At 75.0% G+C, this 21574-nt stretch carries 25 protein-coding genes and 1 pseudogene; 8 read left to right on the forward strand and 18 right to left on the reverse strand.

Features of this window, described 5'->3' with window-relative positions; translation table 11 throughout:
- Positions 1-76: 76 nt before the first annotated feature.
- Entirely contained in the window at positions 77-1354 is a 1278-nt protein-coding gene (locus tag M8C11_RS26260; protein ID WP_252453989.1) for a cupin domain-containing protein, read from the reverse strand.
- Positions 1355-1357: 3 nt separating this feature from the next.
- Positions 1358-1660 (reverse strand): hypothetical protein, encoded by a 303-nt coding sequence (locus M8C11_RS26265; RefSeq protein ID WP_013286055.1) that lies wholly within the window; start codon positions 1658-1660, stop codon positions 1358-1360.
- Positions 1661-1845: 185 nt separating this feature from the next.
- On the opposite strand from M8C11_RS26265, the gene M8C11_RS26270 reads away from it, so the two are divergent.
- Entirely contained in the window at positions 1846-2589 is a 744-nt protein-coding gene (locus tag M8C11_RS26270) for a PIG-L deacetylase family protein (RefSeq protein ID WP_120570118.1), read from the forward strand.
- A 10-nt stretch (positions 2590-2599) separates the two neighbouring features.
- A complete protein-coding gene (locus M8C11_RS26275; protein WP_252453990.1) occupies positions 2600-3409 on the forward strand; it encodes a DUF72 domain-containing protein in 810 nt (269 codons plus the stop codon).
- Here the strand turns inward: M8C11_RS26275 and M8C11_RS26280 are convergent.
- The 10 genes and pseudogenes from M8C11_RS26280 to M8C11_RS26325 form a co-directional block, all read right to left on the reverse strand.
- Complete coding sequence (locus M8C11_RS26280) at positions 3394-3822, reverse strand: DUF2267 domain-containing protein (protein ID WP_120573804.1); 429 nt, start codon at positions 3820-3822, stop codon at positions 3394-3396. The genes M8C11_RS26275 and M8C11_RS26280 overlap by 16 nt on opposite strands.
- A gap of 5 nt (positions 3823-3827) precedes the next feature.
- Complete coding sequence (locus M8C11_RS26285) at positions 3828-4010, reverse strand: hypothetical protein (RefSeq protein ID WP_013476990.1); 183 nt, start codon at positions 4008-4010, stop codon at positions 3828-3830.
- A 95-nt stretch (positions 4011-4105) separates the two neighbouring features.
- The gene (locus tag M8C11_RS26290) at positions 4106-4975 is read right to left on the reverse strand and encodes a DUF72 domain-containing protein (RefSeq protein ID WP_252453991.1); all 870 of its coding nucleotides are present in this window, start codon (positions 4973-4975) and stop codon (positions 4106-4108) included.
- A gap of 47 nt (positions 4976-5022) precedes the next feature.
- The gene (locus tag M8C11_RS26295; protein WP_013286049.1) at positions 5023-5421 is read right to left on the reverse strand and encodes a TraR/DksA C4-type zinc finger protein; all 399 of its coding nucleotides are present in this window, start codon (positions 5419-5421) and stop codon (positions 5023-5025) included.
- Positions 5422-5603: 182 nt separating this feature from the next.
- On the reverse strand, positions 5604-6233 hold the full coding sequence (locus M8C11_RS26300; RefSeq protein ID WP_252453992.1) for a uridine kinase: 630 nt from the start codon (positions 6231-6233) through the stop codon (positions 5604-5606).
- Positions 6234-6331: 98 nt separating this feature from the next.
- The gene (locus M8C11_RS26305; protein WP_252453993.1) at positions 6332-6943 is read right to left on the reverse strand and encodes a winged helix-turn-helix domain-containing protein; all 612 of its coding nucleotides are present in this window, start codon (positions 6941-6943) and stop codon (positions 6332-6334) included.
- A gap of 291 nt (positions 6944-7234) precedes the next feature.
- Entirely contained in the window at positions 7235-7828 is a 594-nt protein-coding gene (locus M8C11_RS26310; RefSeq protein WP_252453994.1) for a winged helix-turn-helix domain-containing protein, read from the reverse strand.
- 55 nt (positions 7829-7883) lie between these two features.
- A pseudogene (locus tag M8C11_RS26315) lies at positions 7884-8378 on the reverse strand (rhodanese-like domain-containing protein); the annotation flags it as partial.
- A 38-nt stretch (positions 8379-8416) separates the two neighbouring features.
- On the reverse strand, positions 8417-8869 hold the full coding sequence (locus tag M8C11_RS26320) for a cysteine dioxygenase family protein (protein ID WP_091427994.1): 453 nt from the start codon (positions 8867-8869) through the stop codon (positions 8417-8419).
- A gap of 104 nt (positions 8870-8973) precedes the next feature.
- Positions 8974-9351, reverse strand: coding sequence for a signal peptidase I (locus tag M8C11_RS26325; RefSeq protein ID WP_120570125.1), 378 nt, complete (start codon positions 9349-9351; stop codon positions 8974-8976).
- A 70-nt stretch (positions 9352-9421) separates the two neighbouring features.
- Here M8C11_RS26325 and M8C11_RS26330 point away from each other — a divergent pair, with 70 nt between their 5' ends.
- Positions 9422-9814: an ankyrin repeat domain-containing protein gene (locus M8C11_RS26330; protein WP_013476997.1), complete on the forward strand. Its 393-nt coding sequence runs from the start codon at positions 9422-9424 to the stop codon at positions 9812-9814.
- Positions 9811-10818, forward strand: a complete 1008-nt coding sequence (locus M8C11_RS26335) for a DUF3500 domain-containing protein (protein WP_256487525.1) — start codon at positions 9811-9813, stop codon at positions 10816-10818. Before M8C11_RS26330 ends, M8C11_RS26335 begins: the two co-directional genes overlap by 4 nt.
- Here the strand turns inward: M8C11_RS26335 and M8C11_RS26340 are convergent.
- From M8C11_RS26340 to M8C11_RS26365, 6 genes are all read right to left on the reverse strand, one after another.
- Complete coding sequence (locus M8C11_RS26340) at positions 10796-11548, reverse strand: class I SAM-dependent methyltransferase (protein ID WP_252453996.1); 753 nt, start codon at positions 11546-11548, stop codon at positions 10796-10798. The genes M8C11_RS26335 and M8C11_RS26340 overlap by 23 nt on opposite strands.
- Positions 11549-11599: 51 nt before the next feature.
- Positions 11600-12067 carry a DUF2231 domain-containing protein gene (locus M8C11_RS26345; protein WP_252453997.1) on the reverse strand — a complete coding sequence of 156 codons (468 nt, stop codon included), beginning with the start codon at positions 12065-12067 and terminating at the stop codon, positions 11600-11602.
- Between the two features lie 118 nt (positions 12068-12185).
- A complete protein-coding gene (locus tag M8C11_RS26350; protein WP_252453998.1) occupies positions 12186-12902 on the reverse strand; it encodes a GAF and ANTAR domain-containing protein in 717 nt (238 codons plus the stop codon).
- Between the two features lie 199 nt (positions 12903-13101).
- Positions 13102-15396, reverse strand: coding sequence for an accessory Sec system translocase SecA2 (gene secA2, locus M8C11_RS26355; protein WP_120570130.1), 2295 nt, complete (start codon positions 15394-15396; stop codon positions 13102-13104).
- A 160-nt stretch (positions 15397-15556) separates the two neighbouring features.
- Complete coding sequence (locus tag M8C11_RS26360; RefSeq protein WP_252453999.1) at positions 15557-16645, reverse strand: zinc-binding alcohol dehydrogenase; 1089 nt, start codon at positions 16643-16645, stop codon at positions 15557-15559.
- Positions 16638-17660 carry a Gfo/Idh/MocA family protein gene (locus M8C11_RS26365; protein WP_252454000.1) on the reverse strand — a complete coding sequence of 341 codons (1023 nt, stop codon included), beginning with the start codon at positions 17658-17660 and terminating at the stop codon, positions 16638-16640. The genes M8C11_RS26360 and M8C11_RS26365 overlap by 8 nt, the downstream gene beginning before the upstream one ends.
- Before the next feature lie 215 nt (positions 17661-17875).
- Between M8C11_RS26365 and M8C11_RS26370 the strand changes: the two genes are divergently transcribed.
- The 4 genes from M8C11_RS26370 (at position 17876) to M8C11_RS26385 (ending at position 21500) form a co-directional block, all read left to right on the forward strand.
- Positions 17876-18892, forward strand: coding sequence for a glucosyl-3-phosphoglycerate synthase (locus M8C11_RS26370; protein WP_123110450.1), 1017 nt, complete (start codon positions 17876-17878; stop codon positions 18890-18892).
- Positions 18893-18920: 28 nt separating this feature from the next.
- Complete coding sequence (locus M8C11_RS26375) at positions 18921-20075, forward strand: glycosyltransferase (protein ID WP_252454001.1); 1155 nt, start codon at positions 18921-18923, stop codon at positions 20073-20075.
- A gap of 107 nt (positions 20076-20182) precedes the next feature.
- On the forward strand, positions 20183-20635 hold the full coding sequence (locus tag M8C11_RS26380; RefSeq protein WP_252454041.1) for a DUF4383 domain-containing protein: 453 nt from the start codon (positions 20183-20185) through the stop codon (positions 20633-20635).
- 133 nt (positions 20636-20768) lie between these two features.
- Positions 20769-21500 (forward strand): ATP-binding protein, encoded by a 732-nt coding sequence (locus tag M8C11_RS26385; RefSeq protein ID WP_252454002.1) that lies wholly within the window; start codon positions 20769-20771, stop codon positions 21498-21500.
- Positions 21501-21574: the final 74 nt, after the last annotated feature.

Consider the following 21574-nt stretch of genomic DNA (forward strand, 5'->3'; position numbering starts at 1 on the left):
CCTCTCCGGCCGTCGATCATGAGGTTGGCGGCGCGACACGCCGTCGCGCCGCCGGTCAACCTCATGATCGCGCCCGTCAGGCGGGGGTCAGGACGGCCTCCTTCAGGAGGCGGCGGGCCAGCACCAGGCGGTCGGCGTCGTCGTCGAGGCCGGGCAGGTCACCGACCCTCGTCACCTCACCGGTGAGCAGGGCGCGCAGCGCCGCCTCGCAGGTGCCGGGCAGCGTGAGCGTCCGGTCGGGCACGCGCAGCGTGACCCGTCCGTCGGCGGCCGGGGTGAGCTGCCAGCGCAGGCCGCCGCGCACCGCCACCTCGCTGTCCGCCGTGAGCCGGGCCAGCGCCTGCGCCTGGGCCAGCGGCCGGATCGGCGCCGGGCGGGCGGCCGGCCAGACCCGGGCGCGCAGCCGGCCGGCCACCGCCGCCGGGTCGGCCCGCAGCAGCCAGTCGCGCAGCGCCTCGACGGTCTCGGTCAGCTCCGGCTCGATCGCGTCCGCGTCGGCCAGGTCGAGCCCGAACGGCAGGCTCGCGCGCAGCCGCGCGTCCTCGGCGGCGAGCGCGAGCAGTTCCTCGACCACGGCGTACCGGGTCAGCGCCCGGATGCCCACGGTCAGGTGCAGCGAGCTGGAGTCCTGCGCCTGGGCGCTGTGCAGCCAGCCGCGCGGAAGGTAGAGCGCGTCGCCCGGTTCGAGCACGACGTCCAGCTCGGGGCGCCCGTCGGCGGTCGCGGAGACCTCGTCGGCCCGGCCGCCCCAGGGCTGGCGCTCCAGCGGGTCGGCCAGCACCGGCGGGTGGATCCGCCAGTGCTTGCGCCCGTCCACCTGCAGCACGAACACGTCGTGCGTGTCGTAGTGGGTGGCGAAGCCCTGACTGCCGGCCGGCGTCAGGTAGGCGTTCACCTGCAACGGCTGGGCCAGCGCGGTGCCCAGGTCACGGGCGAAGTCGACGAGCGCCGGCCAGGTGCGGTGCAGGCCCTGCAACACCAGCGTGGCGCCGTCGGCGTACAGCGCCAGCACCTTCTCGTCGAGGACCTGGTCGCCGATCTCGGCGCCGGCGCCACCGCCGCCGGTGAACCGCGCCGCCGGCACGAGCTGGCCGTCCTTGGCGACCCGCAGGAACGGGGTACGCAGGCCGCGGCGGCTGAGCAGCTCGTCGGCGTCGGCGGGGCTGAGCAGGTCGGTGAAGCCGTCCGGGTTGGGCAGTTCGGCGGCGCGGGACAGCAGCGGGCTGCGCCCCCAGTGGTCGGCGGCGAACTTGGCCGGCTCCACCGCCACGCACCGGGCCAGCGCCTCGGTCGCGGAGAACGGAACCGCCGGGCGGCCGTGGCCACCCGGCGGGTCGACGTGCGTCGTGCTCATGTGTCAGGCGCTGCCGTCGGCGCCGCCGTCGCGCTGGCCGGGGGTCGCGCCGCCGTCGGCCGGGCCCTCCGCGCCGCCGTCCGCGCCACCGTCGTGCTGACCCGGGGTCGCGCCGCCGTCAGCGGGGCCCTCCGCGCCGCCGTCCGCGCCACCGTCGTGCTGACCCGGGGTCGCGCCGCCGTCGGCCGGGCCCTCCGCGCCGCCGTCCGCGCCACCGTCGTGCTGACCCGGGGTCGCACCGCCGTCGGCCGGGCCCTCCAGGCCGCTGCCGCCGCTGCTCTGGATGTCGTCGTCGTTCAATGCCATGGGTGCTCCCTCGGTGTGCCGCCCCGCGTGGTGCCGGGGTCCGTGTGCAGCGGGTGGTACCCCACGCCCGATCTTCTCTAACCACACCGTAGACGCCCGGACGCCGCCGTACGGACGGTTCGCGGGGCAAGCGGCCGGGACGGGTGGATGCCAGGATGGCGGGAGGACGACGCGAGGAGACGCACGTGACGCAGCCGGAGCCGCTCACCCCGCTGACCGAGGACTGGCAGCGGGCGCTCGCCGTGGTGGCACACCCCGACGACCTGGAGTTCGGCGCCGCCGCCGCGGTGGCCCGCTGGACCGGGCAGGGCAAGGAGGTCGTCTACTGCCTGCTCACCAGCGGCGAGGCGGGCATCGACGGGATGTCGCCGGAGCGCGCCCGGGTGGTGCGCGAGGAGGAGCAGCGCGCCTCCGCCGCCGTGGTGGGAGTGTCGGCCGTCGAGTTCCTCGGCCTGCCCGACGGGCTGCTGGAGTACGGCGTGCCGCTGCGCCGGGCGATCGCCGCCGTGGTGCGCCGGCACCGGCCGGACGTGGTGCTGACGAACAACTTCCGGGAGACCTGGGACGGTGCGTACGCGCTGAACCAGGCCGACCACATCGCCTGCGGCCGGGCCACGCTGGACGCGGTCCGCGACGCCGGCAACCGCTGGATCTTCCCGGAGCAGCTCACCGACGGCATCCAGCCGTGGTCGCGGGTGCGCGAGGTGTGGGCGGCCGGGTCGCCGGCAGCCCGGCACGGGGTGGACGTGAGCGACACGTTCGAGCGGGGCGTGGCGTCGCTGCGGGCGCACGGGGCGTACCTGAGCGGGCTCGGCGACGGCAGCTTCGACGCCGAGGAGTTCCTGGAGGGCATGGCCCGGCCGGCCGGGCGCCGGCTCGGCGCGCGGTTCGGCGCCACGTTCGAGGTCTTCCCGATCAACCTTCAGTAGGGCTGCGGCGATGTTCCTGGTCGGCACGTCGGGCTGGCAGTACCGGGACTGGCGGGAGCGGTTCTACCCGGCCGGGCTGCCGCAGCGGCGCTGGCTGGAGCACTTCGCCGCGCGGTTCGCCACCGTCGAGGTGAACAACGCGTTCTACCGGCTGCCGGAGCGGGACACGTTCGTCGCGTGGCGGGAGCGTACGCCCGGCGACTTCTGCGTGGCGGTGAAGATGAGCCGCTACCTGACCCACGTGAAGCGGTTGCGCGACCCGGCCGAGCCGGTGGCCCGGTTCCTGGACCGGGCGTCCGGGCTGGGCGACCGGCTGGGGCCGGTGCTGGTGCAGCTCCCGCCGACGCTGCGCGCCGACCCGGACGCGCTGGCCGACGTGCTGCGCCGGTTTCCCGCCGACGTGCGGGTGGCGGTGGAGCCGCGGCATCCGTCGTGGTGGACCGACGACACCCGGCGGGTGCTGGAGCGGCACCGGGCGGCGCTGGTCTGGGCCGACCGGCTCAGCCGGCCGGTCACCCCGCTGTGGCGCACCACCGACTTCGGTTACCTGCGGCTGCACGAGGGCCGGGCACGGCCGTGGCCGCGCTACGGGCGCGCCGCGCTGGCCGGCTGGGTGCGCCGGCTGGCCGGGGCGTTCGGCGACGGCGAGCCGGCGTACGTCTACTTCAACAACGACCCGGGTGGCGCGGCGATCGTCGACGCGGTCGCGTTCGCCGGGCTGGCCCGGCGGGCCGGGCTGCCGGTGTCCCGGACGCCCGCGGCCCGCCCCGCCGAGGGGGCGGGACGGGCCGGTCCGGTGCCGGATCAGGGAATCATCTGACGCAGGTCACCCGGCATGGTGGCCTTCACGTCCTCCCACTCGCCCTGGGTCACGTGCCGGCGCAGCGTGTCCAGCACGACCTGCACCACCCGCTGCGCGCCGCCCTCGGCGTCGTACGGGAAGCCCTGGCGCACCTCGTACAGGAAGTCGTCGCGGTTGAGCTTGATCGGCACGTTCTCCGGCTGCCAGCCGTCGAAGTAGATCCCGCGCACCAGCACCGGCAACTGCTGGGCGAACTCGGTGCTCTCCTGCACCGGCAGCCGGTCCCGCAACAGGTGCAGTACGGTACGCAGCGCGGCGTAGGACTGGTTGCGCCGTTCCTTCGGCCAGCCGTACGCGGACTCGATCTCCTTGAGGATCACGTTCGTCTTGTCCAGCGAGGACTCGAACGCGGACAACAGCTGTTCGGCCATCGGGCTCACCCCCGTGCTTCGGTCTCCCAGCGTCGGTCGTCGGCGCGGCGCGGCGGACCGCTGGGGCCCCGCCACAGCCGGGTCGGGCTGAACCGGCCGGGCCGTTCGCCCCGCCGTGCCGCCTCGGAGCTGCCGACGACGTGCAGTACGCCACCGCGGCGTCGGTCCGCCACCACCCGTACCGTCATGACCCACCTCCTCGTCGCGGCGCCCGAGCCGGCGCCCACGGTCCATGCTGCGGCGGGGGCGGGTGAGCGGACCTCACCCGTACCGGGTGAGACGCTCAGGCGTCCAGCAGGCCGGCGAGTGTGGTGGCGTTGCGCTGCGCGTAGTCCTGGTAGCAGTTGTTCATCAGCACGTGCGTCTGCCCGGTCTGGCCGGCCAGCTCGCGCAGCTTCGGCGCCCAGTCGCGCAGTTCCCGCTTGGAGTAGTCGTAGCCGAACTTCTCGTGGATGTCCTTGCTGGTCCACTTGTCGCTGTGCCCGTGGAACCGGACCACCGCGAGGTCCGCGGTGGCCGCCAGCACCGGCGGGACGGACGACTTGTGTCCCTGCGGCATGTCCACGCAGACGAACGGCAGCTCGTGCTCGCGCAGGAACCCGAGCGTCTCCTCGGCGTTGTCGCCGTCGAACCAGGACGCGTGCCGGAACTCGAAGACCGGGCGCAGCGGCGCGCACCGCCGTGCCACCTCCAGCAGGTACTGCTTGTTGGCCCGCTTGATGGTGAACCACGGCGGGAACTGGAACAGCAGCGCGCCCAGCTTGCCGGCCTCGACGAGCGGGTCGAGGGCGGACAGGAACCGGGTCCAGACCTCCTCGTACGCCTGCGCGGGCAGGTCGTCCGGGTAGACGTTGCGCTTGTCCGTGTCCGGGCGCAGGTCCTTGTACAGCGCGGAGACGCGGGTGGGGTGGCCGGTCAGCAGGCTGAACGCCTTGACGTTGAACGTGAACCCGGCCGGGGTGCGCTCGGCCCACAGCCGGGCGGTCCGCTCGGCCGGCGGCGAGTAGTAGGTGGCGTCCACCTCGACCAGCGGGAACTGCCGGGCGTAGTAGGAGAGCCGTTTCTCCGGCGTGTCGGCGCTCGCCGGGTACCAGCCGGAGTCGAGCAGGGTCCGGTCGGTCCACGAGGCGGTGCCCACCTTGATGTCACCCATGGGGGCAGTTCACCGCGTCGGGGACCGACCGGCAACCGGAACGGCGTTCAGGCCGCCCGCCGCTCCCGGGTCTGCTTGCAGGCCACGCAGGAGGTGGCGGACGGGAAGATCTCCAGCCGCTCCACCGGGATGGGCGCGGTGCAGCCCTCGCAGAAGCCGTAGGTGCCCTCGTCCAGGCGGGTCAGCGCGTGCTCGAACTGGGCCCGCCGGTCCAGGATGGTCCGCAGCAGCGACTGCGCGGTGTCCCGCTCGGCGGTCTTGGTGCCGCTGTCGGCCTGGTCGTCGCCGGCGGTGTCGCCGACCTCGACCAGCCGCAGCACCTGGCTCTGCGCCACGGTCTGCTCGTACTCGGCGGTCAGCTCGTCGTACCGCGACCGCAGGGACTGCCGGATCTGGTCGACCTCCGCCTGGGAGCGGCCGGTGGCTGTCGTGTCGTGGACGAGCATCGCTGCCTGCCTTTCCTACGTCCTCATACCGGACCGGGGCGGCCAGCGCCCCGGACCCGGTCCGACTGTGCGAGCGCGGGCGACGAGATCACCCGTGCTCTGTGAGCCGGGCGATTACCCCCGCCCACGGCGGGCCAAACCGGCTATTTCCTGAGTGTTTCCGGTGAGTCCGCAGCCCCTGGTCAGGCGGCCTCGACGAGTGCCGGACGGCGCGGGTCGTCGGCCCGGACCACCACGTCGGCGAAGGACGCGGGGACGACCTCGTCGGCGTAGCGGGCGAAGGCGGGCAGGGTCCAGCGCAGCGCGGGATCGGTGCGCCGCGCGAGCGCCGCCGGGGAGAGCACGAGGTGGACGGTGACGTCGAAGGGCAGCGCGCCGCCGAGCAGCAGCGCGCCGCTGACCAGCACCACCCCGCCGGGCGGCAGTTCCACGTACGCGGCGCGGCTGGCCCGGTCGGCGGTGGCGTCCCACAGCGACGGCAGCAGCCGGCCGGAGCCGTCCGGGCCGGCCGGGTCGAGCACCTCGCGGCGCAGTCCCGGTTCGTCGAGCCAGCTCTCGTAGTACGCGTCCGGGTTGGTGCGGCCGTGCTCCAGGCGCACCGAGGCGGGGCGGAGGAAGTCGTCGGCGCGCACGTGCAGCACCGGCCGGCCGGCGGCGCGCAGCGGGTCGACGAGCGCTTCGGCGAGCGCGTCCGGCCGGGCGGCGGGCGGGCCGTCCAGGGCGACCCGCAGCCGGCCGGGCGTCCCGGTGCGGGCGAGACGCTCGGCCAGCTCGGTGACGAGCAGGTCGGGGCTGATCGGGCGCACGCGCATCGGACCATCCTGCCGCGCGGGCGGGCGGGTCACCACATGATCGCTCCGGGCGGTCGGGGCTCCGTCCGGCGGCGGTCGGCGGGTGGTGGTCCCGGTGGTCAGCCGGTGCGGTCGATGGTGACCCGGGCGTCGTCGGCGAGCCGGTAGCCGACGCCGTAGACGGTGGTGACGAGCGGGACGTCCACGCCGACCTTGCCGCGCAGCCGGCGCACGTGCACGTCGACGGTGCGGACGCCGGCGTGCTCGTACCCCCAGACCGCGTTGAGCAGTTGCAGCCGGGTGAACACCCGGCGCGGGTGGGCGACCAGGTGCAGCAGCAGGTCGAACTCCAGGCGGGTCAGCGGCAGCGGCTCGCCGTCACGCAGCACCGACCGGGACGACGCGAGGATGTGCAGGGTCGGGATGGTCGGGGCGAGCGGGCGCGCCGGAGCGCGGCCGGCCGGGACGGCGTCGGGCCGGCGTTCGGCCGGGATCGTGCCCGCGCTGACCACCGCGTCGCCGCGTTCGAGCATCTCGCGGGCGGCGTCGAGCAGCCGGCGGGCGGCCGGGGTGAGCGACTCCTCGCAGGCCAGGGGGATGGTGAGGGTGACGGTGAGCATGGGCGCGGCGGCGGTGTTGGCGGGACGGCGCTGGCCGCCGGGGGGACGACCGGGGACCGCGGGTTGGGACGTATGCCATCCGGCGCGCGACGAGGCGGGGCTGACCGACATGGTCCTCCTTGGGCTGGTCCGGGTATCTCCCCACGGCCCGGGACGCCGCTTCATCGATGCTTCCCGGCGTCTCTGCGAGGGTCAAGGGGCGGCCGCGTTGCATGAATGTGACATTTGACGAACACATCGCAGCCGTGCGCTCGCTCTGCGTGCGAGGCCCGTTGATTACAGCAGAGCACCGATTCGCGGTGGTACGGGGGGTCTCCCCCGGGGTTCACAATGGCGGATCAGCGGCGGACGTGAACGCGGCGCACCCCCGGTCCGGGTGCGCCGCGTGCCGGTCGGCCGAGGTCAGGCGTCGCGGTCGACGACGATCTCGGCGTCGTCGGCGAGGCGGTAGCCCACGCCGTACACGGTGGTCACCAGCGGCGTTTCCGGCCCGAACTTGGCCCGCAGCCGGCGGACGTGCACGTCGACGGTGCGCGCCACCGCGTGCTCGTAGCCCCAGACGTTCGCGAGAAGTTGCAGTCGGGTGAACACCCGGCGGGGATGTTCGGTGAGGAACAGCAGCAGGTCGTACTCGATGCGGGTCAGCGGGATCTCGGCGCCGCCGTGGCGGACGCGCCGGGTGCCGGTGAGGATGCGCACGCCGCCGGGGGCGGGCGCCGCGGGGGCGGGCGCGTCGCCGCGGCGCAGGCCGAGCACGGTACGGGCGGCCGGACGGTCGTCCGGTCCGGCCGGTCCTTCGCCGGACACGGCCAGCCCCTCCCCGGACGCGGCGAGTTCGTCGAGCAGGTCGACCAGGCGCGCGAGGCCCGGCGTCAGCGGCCCGGCACCCAGGTCGAGCGTGATGGTGAGCGTCGGTGCGGTACGCGGCCGGGGCGGCACGGCCCGGTCGGGGCGGCCCGATCGGGCCGGACGGGTGGTGAGGGCGACGACGGACATGGGAGCCTCCTGTGCGGGCGGTCGCCCCGCCCCGCCGGGTGCGGCGGGACGGCCAGCGGAGCGCCCCGCCGGCGGTGACCGGGGGCGCGGCGGACGAGGGTCGGGTCGGCGGGGTGGGACCGAGGGTGGGCAGGCCGGCGATCTGCCAGGCGGCGAAGCCGCCGACGACGTCGGTGGCCCGGTGCAGGCCGATGTCCTGGAGCGCGGCGGCGGCCAGCGACGAGGTGTAGCCCTCCTGGCAGAGCACGATCACCGGGACGTCGTAGCCGGTCGCCTGCGGCAGCCGTGCCGCGCAGCGCGGGTCGAAGCGCCACTCCAGCACGTTGCGCTCGACCACGAGCGAGCCGGGCACGGTGCCCTGCGCGGCGCGCTGGGCGGCCGGGCGGATGTCCACCAGCAGCGCGCCGCCCCGGCAGGCCAGGTGGGCCTGCTCCGGGTCGAGGCGGCGCAGGCGGGCCCGGGCGGCGGCGAGGATCTCGTCGATGCCCCGCGAGCCGGGCGGCGGGACCGGACAGCGCTCGGTCGCGGTGGTCGGGGTCTGCTGCGCCATCGTGGCGTCCTTCCGTTCGTCGGGGTTGCGGGGGCGGCTCACCAGGCCACACCGGCTCGGGCCACCTCGGCGACCCGGAGCCGGCCGGCGACGAGGTGGTAGCGGGTCATCCGGGTCAGCGCCGGCCGGTACACGTGCACGCTGACGGCGGGCTCGTCGCCACGGTTGGTGACCTGGTGCACGTGCCGTACGCCGAAGCGCCGGCCGGCGCCGGCGGCGAGCCGGTGCGGGCGCAGCCGCCCGCCGCTCACCGTCTCCTCGGTGAGCACGCCGGCCACGACCAGGAACGCGCCGGCCGAGCCGCCGTGGTCGTGCAGGTCGGTGCCCTGTCCGGGCAGCCAGCTCAGCGCCCACACCTCGTGCTCGTCGCCGGCGTCCAGCCGGGCGTACCACCGCTCGGACGCCTCGAAGCGCAGCGGCACCGGCCAGCCGTCCGGGTCGGCCCAGCGGGCGGCGACGGCGAGCAGGTCGGCGGGAACGGTGCTGGTCATCGGCGGGACGTCCTCACGGTGCGGAGCGGATGTGCTCCCCCAGCTTAGACGGTAAAGCCTATCGGTTTAGTAGGTAATACCGAATGCTGGGACGCGGGGCGCGCTCACCGCCGCACCGGCGGCTCCACCTTGTAGCCCGGCACCGACGGCCAGCGGACGGTGAGCACCGTGGACTCCCGCTCGGCGTACCAGGAGTGGTCCACGCCCCGGCCCCACACCACGTAGTCACCGGGCGCGCGCAGCACCACCGTCCGGTCCGGCAACTCGATCCGGAACGCGCCGCTGATCAGCACCAGCAGGGCGGTACGCCGCTCACCGGTGGCCCACCGGGACCGGGTCTCCCCCGCCGGGTGCACACCCCACTTCACCTCCACGTCGGTGCTGTGCCGCACGTCCCCGGCCGGCTTGAAGTGGCCCAGCAGCCAGCCCGCGTCGGTCGCGCCGTCCACCGCCGCGTTGCCCACGTACACCCGATCGTCCATGCGTGCGCCTCCCGTGCCCGGCTGCGCAAGCTACCAGGCGCGTCCGGCCGCGACGCCATAGCCTGGGCGGATGCCCGACGAACTCGACGACGAGACCATCGCCTTCGCCCACCGGATGTTCGACCTGGCCCGGGCCGGCGCCACCGAGGAGCTGGCGGCCAACGTGGACGCCGGGCTGCCGGTCAACCTCACCAACGCCAAGGGCGACACGCTGCTGATCCTCGCCGCGTACCACGCCCACCCGGACACTGTGGCCGCGCTGCTGGCCCGGGGCGCCGACCCGGCCCGGGTGAACGACAGGGGACAGACCGCGCTCGCCGCGGCCGTGTTCCGGCGCCAGGAGGCGGCGGTCCGCGCGCTGCTCGACGCCGGCGCCGACCCGGACCACGGCGGCCCGTCCGCGGTCGAGACCGCCCGGTTCTTCGAGCTGCCCGACATGCTGGCGCTGCTCGGCCGCGCATGAGCGGCGGGCGGTATACAGGGACGGTGGAGGATCCCGTACCCGAGCAGATGCGTGCGGCGGCCGAGGCGTTCCTGTCGGCGCTGGACGATCCGGCCCGCGACGCCGCCCGGCACGCCTTCGACGACGAGCCCGCCCGGCGGTGGCTGGAGTACCGGCCGCGGCCCCGGCCCGGCGTCGCGCTCGCCGGCCTGGACGTCACCGCCCGCAAGGCCGCGCACCGGCTGCTCGCCACCGCGCTCAGCCCCGCCGCGTATACGCAGGCCATGGCCGTGATGGCCCTGGAGGAGGTGCTGGACCGGGCGGAGGACTGGCGGCGCGGCCGGCACAGCGGCGACTACTGGGTGGCCGTCTTCGGCGACCCGGCCCGCGACGACGACTGGGCCTGGCGGTTCGAGGGACACCACCTGTCGGTGAGCATGACCGTCGCCGACGACCGGGTCTCCCCCGCGCCGGTCTTCCTCGGCGCCAACCCGGCCACCGTCCGGCACGCCGGACGCCCGGTCTCCCGGCCCCTGGGCCCGGAGGAGGACCTGGCCCGCGAGCTGCTCGACGCGCTCGGACCGGGCGGCCGCTCCGCCGCGATCATCGCCGAGGAGGCGCCCGCCGACATCATCAGCGCCACCCGGGCCGCCGCACCGGACCGCCTCGACCCGCTCGGCGTACCCCGGGGGCGGCTGCGGCCGACCGGCCGGGCGCTTCTCGACCGGCTGGTCGCGCTCTACCTGGACCGGCTGCCGCCGGAGCTGGCGGCCCGCGAGGCCGACCGGCTCGACGGCGGCGAGCTGCACTTCGCCTGGGCCGGCCCGGTCGAGCCGGGCCGGCGGCACTACTACCGGGTGCAGGGCGAGGACCTGCTGATCGAGTACGACAACACGACCGACGACGGCAACCACGCGCACACCGTGCTGCGCCGCCCCGCCGGTGACTTCGGCGCCGACGTGCTGGCCGCGCACCACGCCGCGGCGCACCCGCCCGGCCGGGTCAGCCCCGGCGCGCCTCGATGAGGAAACGGCGGGCGTACGCGACGAACGGTCCCTCGGCCCGGATCCGCGCGTCCAGGCGGCGCAGCTCGTCCCGGTAGCGGCCCACCGTGAAGCCGGGCACCGTCCAGACCACCTTGCGCAGGAACCAGACCACCGCGCCGATGTCCTGGAAGACGGTACGCAGCGTGGCCTCGCGCAGGTCGACGACTGTCAGCCTGGCGGCCCGCGCGTCGGCGACCGCCACCTCCGGGTGGCGGTGCTCCGGCGGCGGCAGCGGCCCGAGGATCGCCTCGCTCAGCTCCCGCACCGTGCCGGGGCCGATCTGCTGGGACAGGTAGGCGCCGCCGGGCCGCAGCACCCGGGCCACCTCGTCCCACCAGGTGTGCACCGGGTGGCGGCTCACGACCAGGTCGAACGTGGCGTCCCGGAAGGGCAGTGGCGGGCGGTCGCCCACCCGCACCACGGACGCGCCGAGCGGGCGGAGGTTGCGCCGGGCCACCGGCACGTTCGGCGGCCACGCCTCGGTGGCGACCAGCAGCGGCGGCGGCACGGGCACCTCGGCGAGCACCTCTCCCCCGCCGGTGTCGATGTCCAGCGCCGCCTTCACGGCGGCCATCCGGTCGCCGACCAGGCGCGCGTACCCCCAGGGCGGACGCTCCTCGGTGGCGCGGCCGCGCAGCCAGTCGAAGCCCCAGCCCTCGACCGGCGCCGCCTCGGCTTCGGCGACGAGTTCCTCGAACGTCCCGACCATGCCCGCGAGCCTGCCGTCCCGCGGCGGCCGCGGCAACGGATTTCGGCGGGGTCAGAACCGGCGCGGGCGGGCGATCTCGACGGTGGCCCCGGCGGGCACGTCACCGAACGTCTCGAAGCCGGTCGGCTCGGTGGCCCGGACCCGGTCGAACTGCTGCATCAGCCGCGCGCCCAGCGCCACGCCGACCGCGCCGACCGCGAGCGCGACGAGTTCGGCGGCGAGCAGGACACCCGTCGCGCCCCGCTGCGGGGCGCTGGCCCGGATCAGGCAGGACAGCAGGAACAGCGCCGCCATCACGGCGTTGACGAGGTTGAACGTCAGCACGGTCCGGCTGGTGCGCCCGGCACGGACGTCCCACAGGTCGACCAGACCGGCGACGGTGGTGAGCGCGGCGGCGACGAGCGCGGCCACGGCGGTCCAGTAGCCCACCTCACCGAGGAACGCCGGACCGCCGGCCACGTCGGCCAGGTCGAAGATCGCGGCGCACACGAACAGGCCGAACGGGAACGTGACAAGCATCGGTTGAATGGGATGCCCCTGCACCCGCAGTCGGCTCTGCATCGCTTCCTCCCCAGGTCGGCGCAGCTCACCAGTCCAGAGTGCTACCCGAGGCGCCGCGAGGCGAAACGACTGTCGCTCAGTTGTCCCGGGGACGGGAGACGGTCAGCACGAGCCGCTCGGCCACCTCGCGCAGCGGGATGTCCAGTGCGGAGGCGGCGCTGCGCAGCACCCGCAGCGCCTCCGGGGCGGGACAGCCGCGCTGCGTCATGATCACGCCGACGGCCTGCCCGACCACTCCCTCGGCCAGCAGCGAGTCGTCGATCTCACCGGCCCGGCTGGCGGCCCGCTCGCGGTCGCGCGCCGCGGCCAGCAGGAGCCCGGCGTGCTCGGCGAGCAGCATCGCGGTGAGCTGGTGCCGGGGGGTGAGCGCCTCGGGCGACCCGGCGTACAGGTTGATCGCGCCGATGACCTGCTCGTCCACGTCGACCGGGGCGGAGATCACCCCGTGCACGCCCAGCGCGCGGGCCCGCTCGCTCCAGGCCGGCCAGCGCGTCTCGTCGGCGAGCCCGCCCGCGATGATCATCTCCCGGCGGCGGATCGCCGTCATCGCCGGCGTGTCCGGGCCGTGCCGCAGGTCGTCCAGTTCGGCCCGGTCCGGGTCGGAGGCGGCCACCCCGGCGGGCTCACCGGCGCGCAGCACGGTGAAGCCGCAGCAGTCCACGCCCGGTACGGCGTCGCGGGCGATCCGGACCAGCCGGTCGAGCGCCTCCTCGAACCCGGCCACGCCGATCAGGCCGGCGGTCAGCTCGCGCAGCAGCGCGGCCGTCTCCAGCACACCGAGGTTGTCGATCATGGGTTGGCGCGTGTCGAGGTTCACCGGGCCGGGGCCTCCACCGTCCCCGCGCACGTCCACGCGGTCTCCCCGTCCGGCACCGTTGCCTGTCCCATGTCCGTCCCTCCTGTGGGCCCCGGCCTACTACCCTCGCAGACCGCGGGCGAAACCGCGCAAAAAGGCCCCTCCCGGTTGCACCGGAAGGGGCCTTCGGTCCGGGTCAGCGCGACCCGGAGATGAGCCGCCGGCCCACCGAGGCGATCAGCCGGTCCAGCTCCGAGCCGAACGGGTTGTCGTGCACGAGGTAGGTCCAGGTGGCGCTCGGCCGCACCAGCTTCGACGAGTCCGGCTCCCAGCCCTCGTCGAACTCGGTCTCCTCGAACGTGGCCACGGTCCGCGTCTCGATCTCGGGCACCAGCGCGTTGAACGCCGGCACCGCGCTGCGGTGGAACTCGTCGAGCGGGTCGAGCCGGCCCAGCGCCCGCAGGTGCACGCCCTCGCGCACCTCGGACAGCTCGGCCAGGTGGTCGGCCCAGAGCCGGTCCAGGTGGTAGAGGGCGATCTTGCGGGCCACGTCGGCGAGCAGGTCCTCGTCCATCTCGCCGGCCTTCTCCGGCACCCGCTCCAGCAGCATCAGCGCGGCGATGTCGCTGGTCAGCAGCCGCTCCCGGCGCTCGGCGAGCGCCTTGCGCTGCTGCTCGATCACCTGGCTGTAGCGCCAGGTGTTGCGGTGGATCTCGTGGTTGACGCCCTCGGCGACCCGCTGGGCGTGCTCGACCGCGTAGTCGACCTGCGGGTCGGTGACCAGGCCGTCGGCGTTCATCCGGGGCGAGGCCGGCACGGTGTCGCCGGCGTGCCGGACCACCAGGTCGTCCTCCAGGCTGACGAAGAACACCGACCCGCCCGGGTCGCCCTGCCGGCCGGCCCGGCCACGGAGCTGGTCGTCGACCCGGCGGCTGTCGTGCCGGCCGCTGCCGATCACGTACAGGCCGCCCAGCTCCGCCACCCGGTCCCGGTCGGCCTGGTCGCTGCCGCCCAGCCGGATGTCCACGCCCCGGCCGGCCATCTGGGTGGAGACCGTCACCGCGCCGTACGCGCCGGCCTCCGCGATGATGCCGGCCTCCTCGTCGTCGTTCTTGGCGTTGAGCACCACGCAGGACACGCCGGCGGCGTTGAGCGCGGCGGCCAGCCCCTCGGACTCCTTGACGTCGAGCGTGCCGACCAGCACCGGCCGCCCCGCCTCGTGGCAGCGCGTGATCTCGTCGACCAGCGCCTCCTCCTTCTCGGCCCGGGTGGCGTAGATCCGGTCCGGCTCGTCCTCGCGGACGCAGGGGGTGTTCGGCGGGATCACCGCGACCTCGAGGCCGAAGAACTCGCGGAGCTGGTCGCCGACGAGCACCGCGGTCGCGGTCATGCCGCAGACCGTCGGGTAGAGCGCGATGTACGCCTGCACGGTGATCGTGCCCAGCACCTCGCCCTCGGCGGTGGCGTCCAGACCCTCCTTCGCCTCCACGGCGGCCTGGAGCCCGTCCGGCCAGCGGCGGCGCTGGGCGACCCGGCCGCGCATCTCGTCGATCAGCTCGACCGAGTCGTCCCGGACGATGTAGTCCACGTCCCGGTGCAGCAGGGCGTGCGCGTGCAGCGCCACGTTCACCGCGGAGAGCTGCCCGACGTGCTCCTCGTCGTACAGGTCGATGCCGCCCAGCTTGGCCTCGACGGTGGCCAGGCCGACCGAGGTGAAGGCGACGCTGCGGCCGTCCTCGGCGACGGTGTAGTGCTTGCCCTTGCGCAGCCCGCGCACCAGCGCGGCGGCCGCGTGCACCGGGTCCTGCTCGCCGCCGACCGCGCCGGCCAGCACCATCGGCACCCGGGCCTCGTCGATCAGGATCGAGTCGGCCTCGTCCACGATCGCGGTCTTCAGCGGCGGCTGCACCCGGTCGGCCAGGTCGGTGACGAGCTGGTCGCGCAGGAAGTCGAAGCCGGCCTCGCTGACCGAGACGTAGGTGACGTCGCAGGCGTACGCGGCGCGCCGCTCCTCGGGCGTGGACGCCTCGTTGACCCAGCCCACAGTCAGCCCGAGCAGGTCGTAGACGGGCGTCATCCACTCGGCGTCGCGGCGGGCCAGGTAGTCGTTGACGGTGAGCACGTGCACCGGGCCGTTGCCCAGCCGCACGTGCCCGTACGCGGCGACCGTGGCGGTGAGCGTCTTGCCCTCACCGGTGGCCATCTCCGCGACCTTGCCGGACAGCAGCGCCATCGCGCCGAGCAGCTGCACGTCGTAGGGGCGCTGGTCGAGCCCGCGCCGGGCCGCCTCGCGGCCGATCGCGCAGATCTCCTCGTACCCCGTGGCCCGGCCGGCGGCCTCGGTCAGCTCCGCGTCGGAGAGCTGTTCCAGGTCCGCCTCGCGCGCCTCGATCGCCGGCAGCAGCTTCTCCAGCGGCGCCAGGTCGACTGTCGTCCCCGGGCGCTGGAGGAACCGGCGGAACCTGGTCTTCAACCGTTGCGACACACCCATGAGCGGCAACGGTACGCGAACCGGAGCCGATTGTGACCCCCGCCCGCCGCGCGCCGGGCCCACCCCTTCCGGCCCACTCCCGTCGATCATGAGGTTGACGGCAGTTCGTGTCCGTTTTGTCGCCGCCAACCTCATGATCGACGGGGCGGGGGGCGGGCGGTCAGGGGGTGAGGACGACCTGGAGTTCGGTGCGGCGGCGTTCGGCCAGGTCGGTCAGCAGGGTGGGGGCCTCGTCCAGGGGGACCACGGCCGAGATCAGGTGCTTGCGGATCACGTCCCCGTACTGGCGCAGCAGCTCCACCGTCTCCGCGGACAGCCGCTCCCGGTCCCAGGTGGGGGCCAGCCCGCGCGGCACCCGGCCGATCTGCGCGCAGCGCAGCGACAGCCCGTTGTGGTGGAACTCCTCGCCGAGCCGGACCGCGTCCGCGCCGGCCTGGTAGAACGCCAGGTCGATCACCGTGCCCTGCGGGCGCAGCAGGCGCAGCGCGAGCTGCAACGCCCAGTCCTGGCCACGGCACTGGAAGACCACGTCGGCGCCCCGGTCCCCGGCCGCGTGGTTCCACCGCGTCTTGAGCACCACGGCCGGGTCGTCCGCGTCCGGGTCGAGCGTGTCCAGGCCGAGCGCCTCGGCGACCTGCCGCCGGGCCGGCGTCGGGTCGACCACGACCACCGAGGCGGCGCCGTGGCGGCGGGCGAACAGGGCGGTCAGCAACGCCACCACGCCGCTGCCGACCACCGCCACCCGGCGGCCACGTACGCCGTCGCCGAGCGCGCGCACGTCGGCGCCGCACAGGTCGGCGGCGGCGTGCAGCAGCCCGTTGGCGCAGATCGGGCCCATGTGCGCGACGTACACGCCGAGCAGCGGGTCCAGGTCGTCGGGCAGCGGCACGAACCGCTCGGTGAGCGGGTCGGCGACCCAGCCGCTGCGGTGGCCGTACGTCATGGCTCCGACCTCGCCCACGGCGACGGCCGGGGTGCGGCTGGCCACCACGCGCCCGACCTGCATGTAGCCGAGCCGGGTCACCGGGTACGGCGTGCTCGCCTCCCCCGGCCGGAACAGCCCCAGCGCGGCGTCCCAGGTGACGTGCAGGTAGGGGTTGGTGCCCTTGACGAAGCTCAGTTCGGTGCCGGCGGACACGCCGCTGTAGAGCGTCTCCACCCGGAACGTGCCCTCGCGCAGCTCCGGCGCGTCCAGTTCGGCCAGCTCGACCCGGCCGGGGCCGCCGACCACCACCACCCGGTCACGCATCGACGCTCACCCCCGCGTCCGCGACCGGCGCGGTGAGCCGGGACGCCGGCCCGGTCGGCAGCGCCACCGGCCGTCCGGTACGCGCCGACTCGGCCACCGCGAGCGCCAGCCGGTGGGTGCGCAGCGCCTCGGTGTACGGCACCCGGACGTCGTCGCCGAGGCCGCACACGGCGTCGACGAAGGCCCGGTCGACGGCGACCCGCGCGGCGTCCGGGTCGGCGGGCAGGTGCCGCTCGCCGTCGCCGTCGCGGATCGTCAGGCCGTCCTCGGCCAGCCACAACGCCAGCCCGTCGGCGAGGATCTCCACGCCGGCCCGGTGCTTCCAGCCGAGCACGCAGGACGCGGCGAGCGTGCCGACCGCGCCGGAGCCGAAGCGCAGTGTGGCGGCGGTCACCGAGTCGATGTCGGCGCCGTCGACGGGCGGCGGACTGCCGTCGCCGTACGCGGTCACCTCGACCGCCTCACCGGCCAGCAGCCGGACCAGGTCCAGCACGTGCGCGGCCTGCTCGACCACCGGGCCGCCGGAGCGGTCCCGCCGCGCCCACCAGGCCACCGGCGGCACCTTGTCCAGCCAGGCCCCGTTGGCCATCCGCACCGGGCGGTCGGCGAGCAGCCGGCGGGCCTCCTCCACCACGTGCAGGTAGCGCCAGTGGTGCCCGACGCCGGTGAGCAGCCCTCGCCGCTGCACCAGCGCGGCGACCCGCTCGGCGGTCTCCAAGTCCAGCGCGACCGGCTTCTCCACGAACATCGGCACCCCGGCGGCGACCACCGCCTCCTCGACCGGGCCGTGCGCGAACGGCGGCACGCAGACGTACACCGCGTCCGGGCCGGCCGCGAGCAGCTCGTCCACGTCGCGGAACACCCGGCCGCCGTACGTGCCGGCGAGCGCACCCGCCGCCTCCGGCGCGACGTCGGTCACGCCGAGCAGTTCCACGTCCGCGAAGCCGGTGAGCACCCGGGCGTGGCGTTGCGCCACCCCACCGGCCCCGACAAGTCCCACCCGGCAGGTACGCATGGACCACAACCTCTCGCACGACTGGAAAGACTGCGGACACCACTCCCCCCGGCGGCGTCGCGCCAAACTCCGCCGACGTGTGCAACGCAACGTTCACCCGCCCGGAACCTCCCGGTACGCGCCAGGTGATCAGGATGATGGGCAAGATCCGGTTAGCGCGGATGCGGGATTGGGAAAACCATGGTCCGCGATTCCACCATCAATGGGGGGTGCCCGTGCGGGAATCAGATTCGACCGTCTCACCAGTGGTGGAGGCGTGGGCCACGTACCGCACCAGCACCGCCGACGACTGGCCGGCGCGACGGCTGGTACGGGCCAAGGGCGCGAGCCGGGTCAGCGTGGTGCTGCCGGCCCGCAACGAGGAGGCGACTGTCGGCGCGATCGTGTCGACCGTCCGGGAACACCTGATGGACCGGGTACCGCTCGTCGACGAGCTGATCGTGGTCGACTCCCGGTCCACCGACCGGACCGCCCAGGTGGCGCGCGCGGCCGGCGCCGAGGTGGTCAGCCAGGACGCGATGACGCGCGGGCTGCCCCGGCTGACCGGCAAGGGCGATGCGCTCTGGGCCGGGCTGGCCGCGGCCGAGGGGGACGTGGTCGCGTTCGTCGACGCCGACCTGCGCGAGTTCCGGCCGCACTTCGTGACCGGGCTGCTCGGGCCGTTGCTGACGGATCCGAGCGTGGAGTTCGTCAAGGGCTTCTACCACCGGCCGCTGGTCGGTGCGACGAGTGTGGAGCCCGACGGTGGCGGGCGGGTGACGGAGCTGATGGCCCGGCCGCTGCTCAACCTGTTCTGGCCGGAGCTGGCCGGTTTCGTGCAGCCGCTCGCGGGCGAGTACGCCGGCCGCCGTGAGGTGCTGGAGCGGGTGCCGTTCGTCACCGGGTACGGCGTCGAGACGGCCATGCTGATCGACCTGCTGGAACTGGTCGGGCTGGACGCGCTGGCCCAGGTCGACCTGGGTGAGCGAAAGCACCGGCACCAGGACACCGCCGCGCTGGGCCGGATGTCCGCGCAGATCATGCTGACCGCCTGGTCGCGGCTGCAACGACGCGGGTGGGCGGCGCCGGGGGTGGCGCCGACCGCGCTGCTGACCCAGTTCCGCCGGGGCGGCTCGGAGACGCTGCCCAACCTGGACCGCGAGATCGTGGTCAACGACGTGTCGGTGCAGGAACGCCCGCCGCTGGCGCAGATGCGGCACCGCCTTCCCCGCCGCCGGGTGGCGGCCGCGTGAGCGGGGAAAATCTGAGAGAGGACAGCGCATGACGCTCACCGTGCTGATGAACGCCGGGCCGTGGCTGTCCGTCCCGCCGCCGGGCTACGGCGGGATCGAGAACGTGATCGCCACGCTGGTGCCGGAGCTGCGCCGGCTGGGCGTACGGGTGGTGCTCGCCTCGGTGGAGAGCAGCACGCTGCCGGTCGACGAGAAGATCGCGGTCTTCCCGGACGGCCAGTTCCACGCGTTGCAGCGGCCGTACAACCAGGTCTGCGGCGTATCCCAGGCGCACCTGTCCGGGGTGGTGCGGGCGCTGCACGCCCGCGACGACATCGACCTGGTGCACGACCACGTGGAGGCGGTCGGGCTGGCCACGCTCGCCGCGATGGGCCCGGACGCCCCGCCGGTGCTGCACACGCTGCACTGGGACCTGGCCAAGCACCCGGAGCTGTACGGCAACCTCGACGGCGGCGACCGGGTACGGGTCAACGGCGTGTCCGCGTCGCAGCTGGCACGCGCGCCGGAGGCGCTTCGCGCGCACTCGGTGGGGCACGTGCACCTGTCCACCCCGCTCGCGGTCGACGCGGACCGGCACGCGCCGGTGGCGAAGGGCGACCACGTGGTGATCCTCGGCCGGATCAACCCGGGCAAGGGGCAGGACCTGGGCGCCCGGCTGGCGCAGGAGAACGGGTTCCGGCTGGTGCTGGCCGGGCCGGTCGGCCCGTACCACCGGCCGGCGGATCTGGCCGCGGCCGGCGACGAGGCCCGGCAGAACCCGGACGTCCGCTTCTTCTACGAGAAGGTGGCGCCGTACGTCGACGGCGACCGGGTGCGCTGGGTCGGCACGGTGGCCGGGCGGGAGCGCGACGACCTGGTCGCCTCGGCGCGGGCGTCGCTGTTCCCGCTGCGCTGGGAGGAGCCGGGCGGCACCGCGGTGGTCGAGTCGCTGTCGCTCGGGACGCCGGTGGTGGCCACCGCCCGGGGCTGCCTGCCGGAGCTGATCGAGCACGGCCGCACCGGCCTGCTCACCGGCGACGAGCAGGAGCTGGGTGATCTGGTCCTCGCCGCCGGCGGGCTGGAGCCGGCCGAGTGCCGGCGCGAGGCGGCCCGGCGGTTCACCCCGGCCCGGATGGCGCAGCGGTACGTGGAGCTGTACGACCGGGTCCGGACGGGCGCGGCGAAGCCGTTGCAGCCCGCCTGAGCGTCGCCGGCCCGGCCGCCCCGCGCGGCCGGGCCGGCGTTTGCCCCCGCCGGGCGCGGGAAACCGGCGCTTCCCGCGGTGGCGAGGAGGCCGGCGTGACGAACTCGATGGCGCACTCCCGGGCGCGGCGCAACCCGGCCGACGGGCGGGCGCCGGTACGCCGGGTCGCCTCCGGGTTCGCCGTGCTCCTGCTGCTGCTCGGCGCGCTGGGCTTCGTGCCGGGCGTCACCAGCGACTACGCGGATCTGCGCTTCGCTGGGCCGGGCTCCGGCGCCCGGCTGTTCGGTGTGTTCCAGGTCTCGGCGGTACACAACCTGGTGCACCTGGTGCTCGGCCTGGCCGGGCTGGCGCTGGCCCGCACCGTCGCGGGCGCCCGCGCGTTCCTGGTCGGCGCCGGCGCGGTCTATCTGGTGCTCTGGCTCGCCGGCCTGGCGATCGACGGACGCGACGCGGCGAACGTGCTCGCGGTCAACCGCGCGGACTCGTGGCTGCACCTGCTGCTGGGCGCCGCCATGCTGGCCCTGGGCCTGGTCGCGGCGCGGCGCGGGGACCGCCGCTGACCTGCGCCTCGGGAGCCCGGATGCCCGGTTTCGCCGGTCCGGGGCGCGGGTACGTCCGTAGTCCTCCGGCAACGGGAGGCGGCGAGCGTCCCGGCCGGGCGACCCTCCCCGACGAGATGGAAACGAGGCCGCGATGGTGACCCGGATCAGGTGCGAGGTCCGCGACGAGTCACCGGTCACTGTCGTACGGCTGGCCGGAGCGCTCGACCTGGGCACGATGCGCGCGGTGCACGAGGTGCTCGACCGCTGCCTCGCCGCGCAGCCGGACGCCCTGGTGGTCGACCTGGAGGAGATCGAGGTCGGCGAGCCGCTGGCGCTGTCCGTCTTCGCCGCCGCCGCGCGGCGCGCCGCCGACTGGCCGGCGGTGCCGATGGTGCTCGCCGCTCCCTGCGCCGAGACGGCGGCCTGGCTGAACGAGACCACCGCCTGCCGGGTGGTGCCGGTACGCCGGGACTGCGCCGAGGCGACGGCGCTGGCCGGCGAGTCGGCCGCGCCCCGGCTGCGGGTCCGGCTGGAGCCGGTCGCCGGTGCCTGCCGCCGCGCCCGGGAGCTGGTCACCGAGGCGTGCGGCAGGTGGAACGTGCCGGAGCTGGCCGGCCCCGCCTCGCTGGTGCTCAGTGAGCTGGTGGGCAACGTGGTGCGGCACGCCGGCACCCCGATGCAGGTGACGCTGACGCTGCGCCGGCCGTACCTGCGGGTGGCGGTGATGGACGGCAGCCCGGCCGACGCCCGCGCCGCGAGCAGCCGCGATCCGCGTGCCGAGGGCGGCCGGGGGTTGATGCTGGTGCGCGAGCTGACCCAGCGCTGGGGCAGCACGCCGGTCGGCGCCGGCAAGGTCGTCTGGGCCATGCTCCCGGCGAACTGACCGAATTCTCCGCTCTCGCCTGGTTACATGGGCAGAGGGCCGGGTACGCCCGCCCGTCCTGTCTGTCGTCACAC

This window comes from Micromonospora sp. CPM1 (genome assembly GCF_023896895.1).
In the GTDB taxonomy this organism is placed as follows: domain Bacteria; phylum Actinomycetota; class Actinomycetes; order Mycobacteriales; family Micromonosporaceae; genus Micromonospora; species Micromonospora tulbaghiae.

Bases quoted from the DNA above. Each gene is read 5' to 3' on its own strand.
- M8C11_RS26375 (WP_252454001.1), top strand. From the start codon at position 18,921: ATGACGCTCACCGTGCTGATGAACGCCGGGCCGTGGCTGTCCGTCCCG.
- M8C11_RS26320 (WP_091427994.1), bottom strand. From the start codon at position 8,869: ATGACCAGCACCGTTCCCGCCGACCTGCTCGCCGTCGCCGCCCGCTGG.
- M8C11_RS26335 (WP_256487525.1), top strand. From the start codon at position 9,811: ATGAGCGGCGGGCGGTATACAGGGACGGTGGAGGATCCCGTACCCGAG.
- M8C11_RS26265 (WP_013286055.1), bottom strand. From the start codon at position 1,660: ATGGCATTGAACGACGACGACATCCAGAGCAGCGGCGGCAGCGGCCTG.
- M8C11_RS26285 (WP_013476990.1), bottom strand. From the start codon at position 4,010: ATGACGGTACGGGTGGTGGCGGACCGACGCCGCGGTGGCGTACTGCAC.
- M8C11_RS26385 (WP_252454002.1), top strand. From the start codon at position 20,769: ATGGTGACCCGGATCAGGTGCGAGGTCCGCGACGAGTCACCGGTCACT.
- M8C11_RS26290 (WP_252453991.1), bottom strand. From the start codon at position 4,975: ATGGGTGACATCAAGGTGGGCACCGCCTCGTGGACCGACCGGACCCTG.
- M8C11_RS26275 (WP_252453990.1), top strand. From the start codon at position 2,600: ATGTTCCTGGTCGGCACGTCGGGCTGGCAGTACCGGGACTGGCGGGAG.
- M8C11_RS26310 (WP_252453994.1), bottom strand. From the start codon at position 7,828: ATGTCCGTCGTCGCCCTCACCACCCGTCCGGCCCGATCGGGCCGCCCC.
- secA2 (WP_120570130.1), bottom strand. From the start codon at position 15,396: ATGGGTGTGTCGCAACGGTTGAAGACCAGGTTCCGCCGGTTCCTCCAG.
- M8C11_RS26300 (WP_252453992.1), bottom strand. From the start codon at position 6,233: ATGCGCGTGCGCCCGATCAGCCCCGACCTGCTCGTCACCGAGCTGGCC.
- M8C11_RS26345 (WP_252453997.1), bottom strand. From the start codon at position 12,067: ATGCTTGTCACGTTCCCGTTCGGCCTGTTCGTGTGCGCCGCGATCTTC.
- M8C11_RS26325 (WP_120570125.1), bottom strand. From the start codon at position 9,351: ATGGACGATCGGGTGTACGTGGGCAACGCGGCGGTGGACGGCGCGACC.
- M8C11_RS26365 (WP_252454000.1), bottom strand. From the start codon at position 17,660: ATGCGTACCTGCCGGGTGGGACTTGTCGGGGCCGGTGGGGTGGCGCAA.
- M8C11_RS26340 (WP_252453996.1), bottom strand. From the start codon at position 11,548: ATGGTCGGGACGTTCGAGGAACTCGTCGCCGAAGCCGAGGCGGCGCCG.
- M8C11_RS26330 (WP_013476997.1), top strand. From the start codon at position 9,422: ATGCCCGACGAACTCGACGACGAGACCATCGCCTTCGCCCACCGGATG.
- M8C11_RS26295 (WP_013286049.1), bottom strand. From the start codon at position 5,421: ATGCTCGTCCACGACACGACAGCCACCGGCCGCTCCCAGGCGGAGGTC.
- M8C11_RS26350 (WP_252453998.1), bottom strand. From the start codon at position 12,902: ATGATCGACAACCTCGGTGTGCTGGAGACGGCCGCGCTGCTGCGCGAG.
- M8C11_RS26280 (WP_120573804.1), bottom strand. From the start codon at position 3,822: ATGGCCGAACAGCTGTTGTCCGCGTTCGAGTCCTCGCTGGACAAGACG.
- M8C11_RS26305 (WP_252453993.1), bottom strand. From the start codon at position 6,943: ATGTCGGTCAGCCCCGCCTCGTCGCGCGCCGGATGGCATACGTCCCAA.
- M8C11_RS26260 (WP_252453989.1), bottom strand. From the start codon at position 1,354: ATGAGCACGACGCACGTCGACCCGCCGGGTGGCCACGGCCGCCCGGCG.
- M8C11_RS26360 (WP_252453999.1), bottom strand. From the start codon at position 16,645: ATGCGTGACCGGGTGGTGGTGGTCGGCGGCCCCGGCCGGGTCGAGCTG.
- M8C11_RS26380 (WP_252454041.1), top strand. From the start codon at position 20,183: ATGGCGCACTCCCGGGCGCGGCGCAACCCGGCCGACGGGCGGGCGCCG.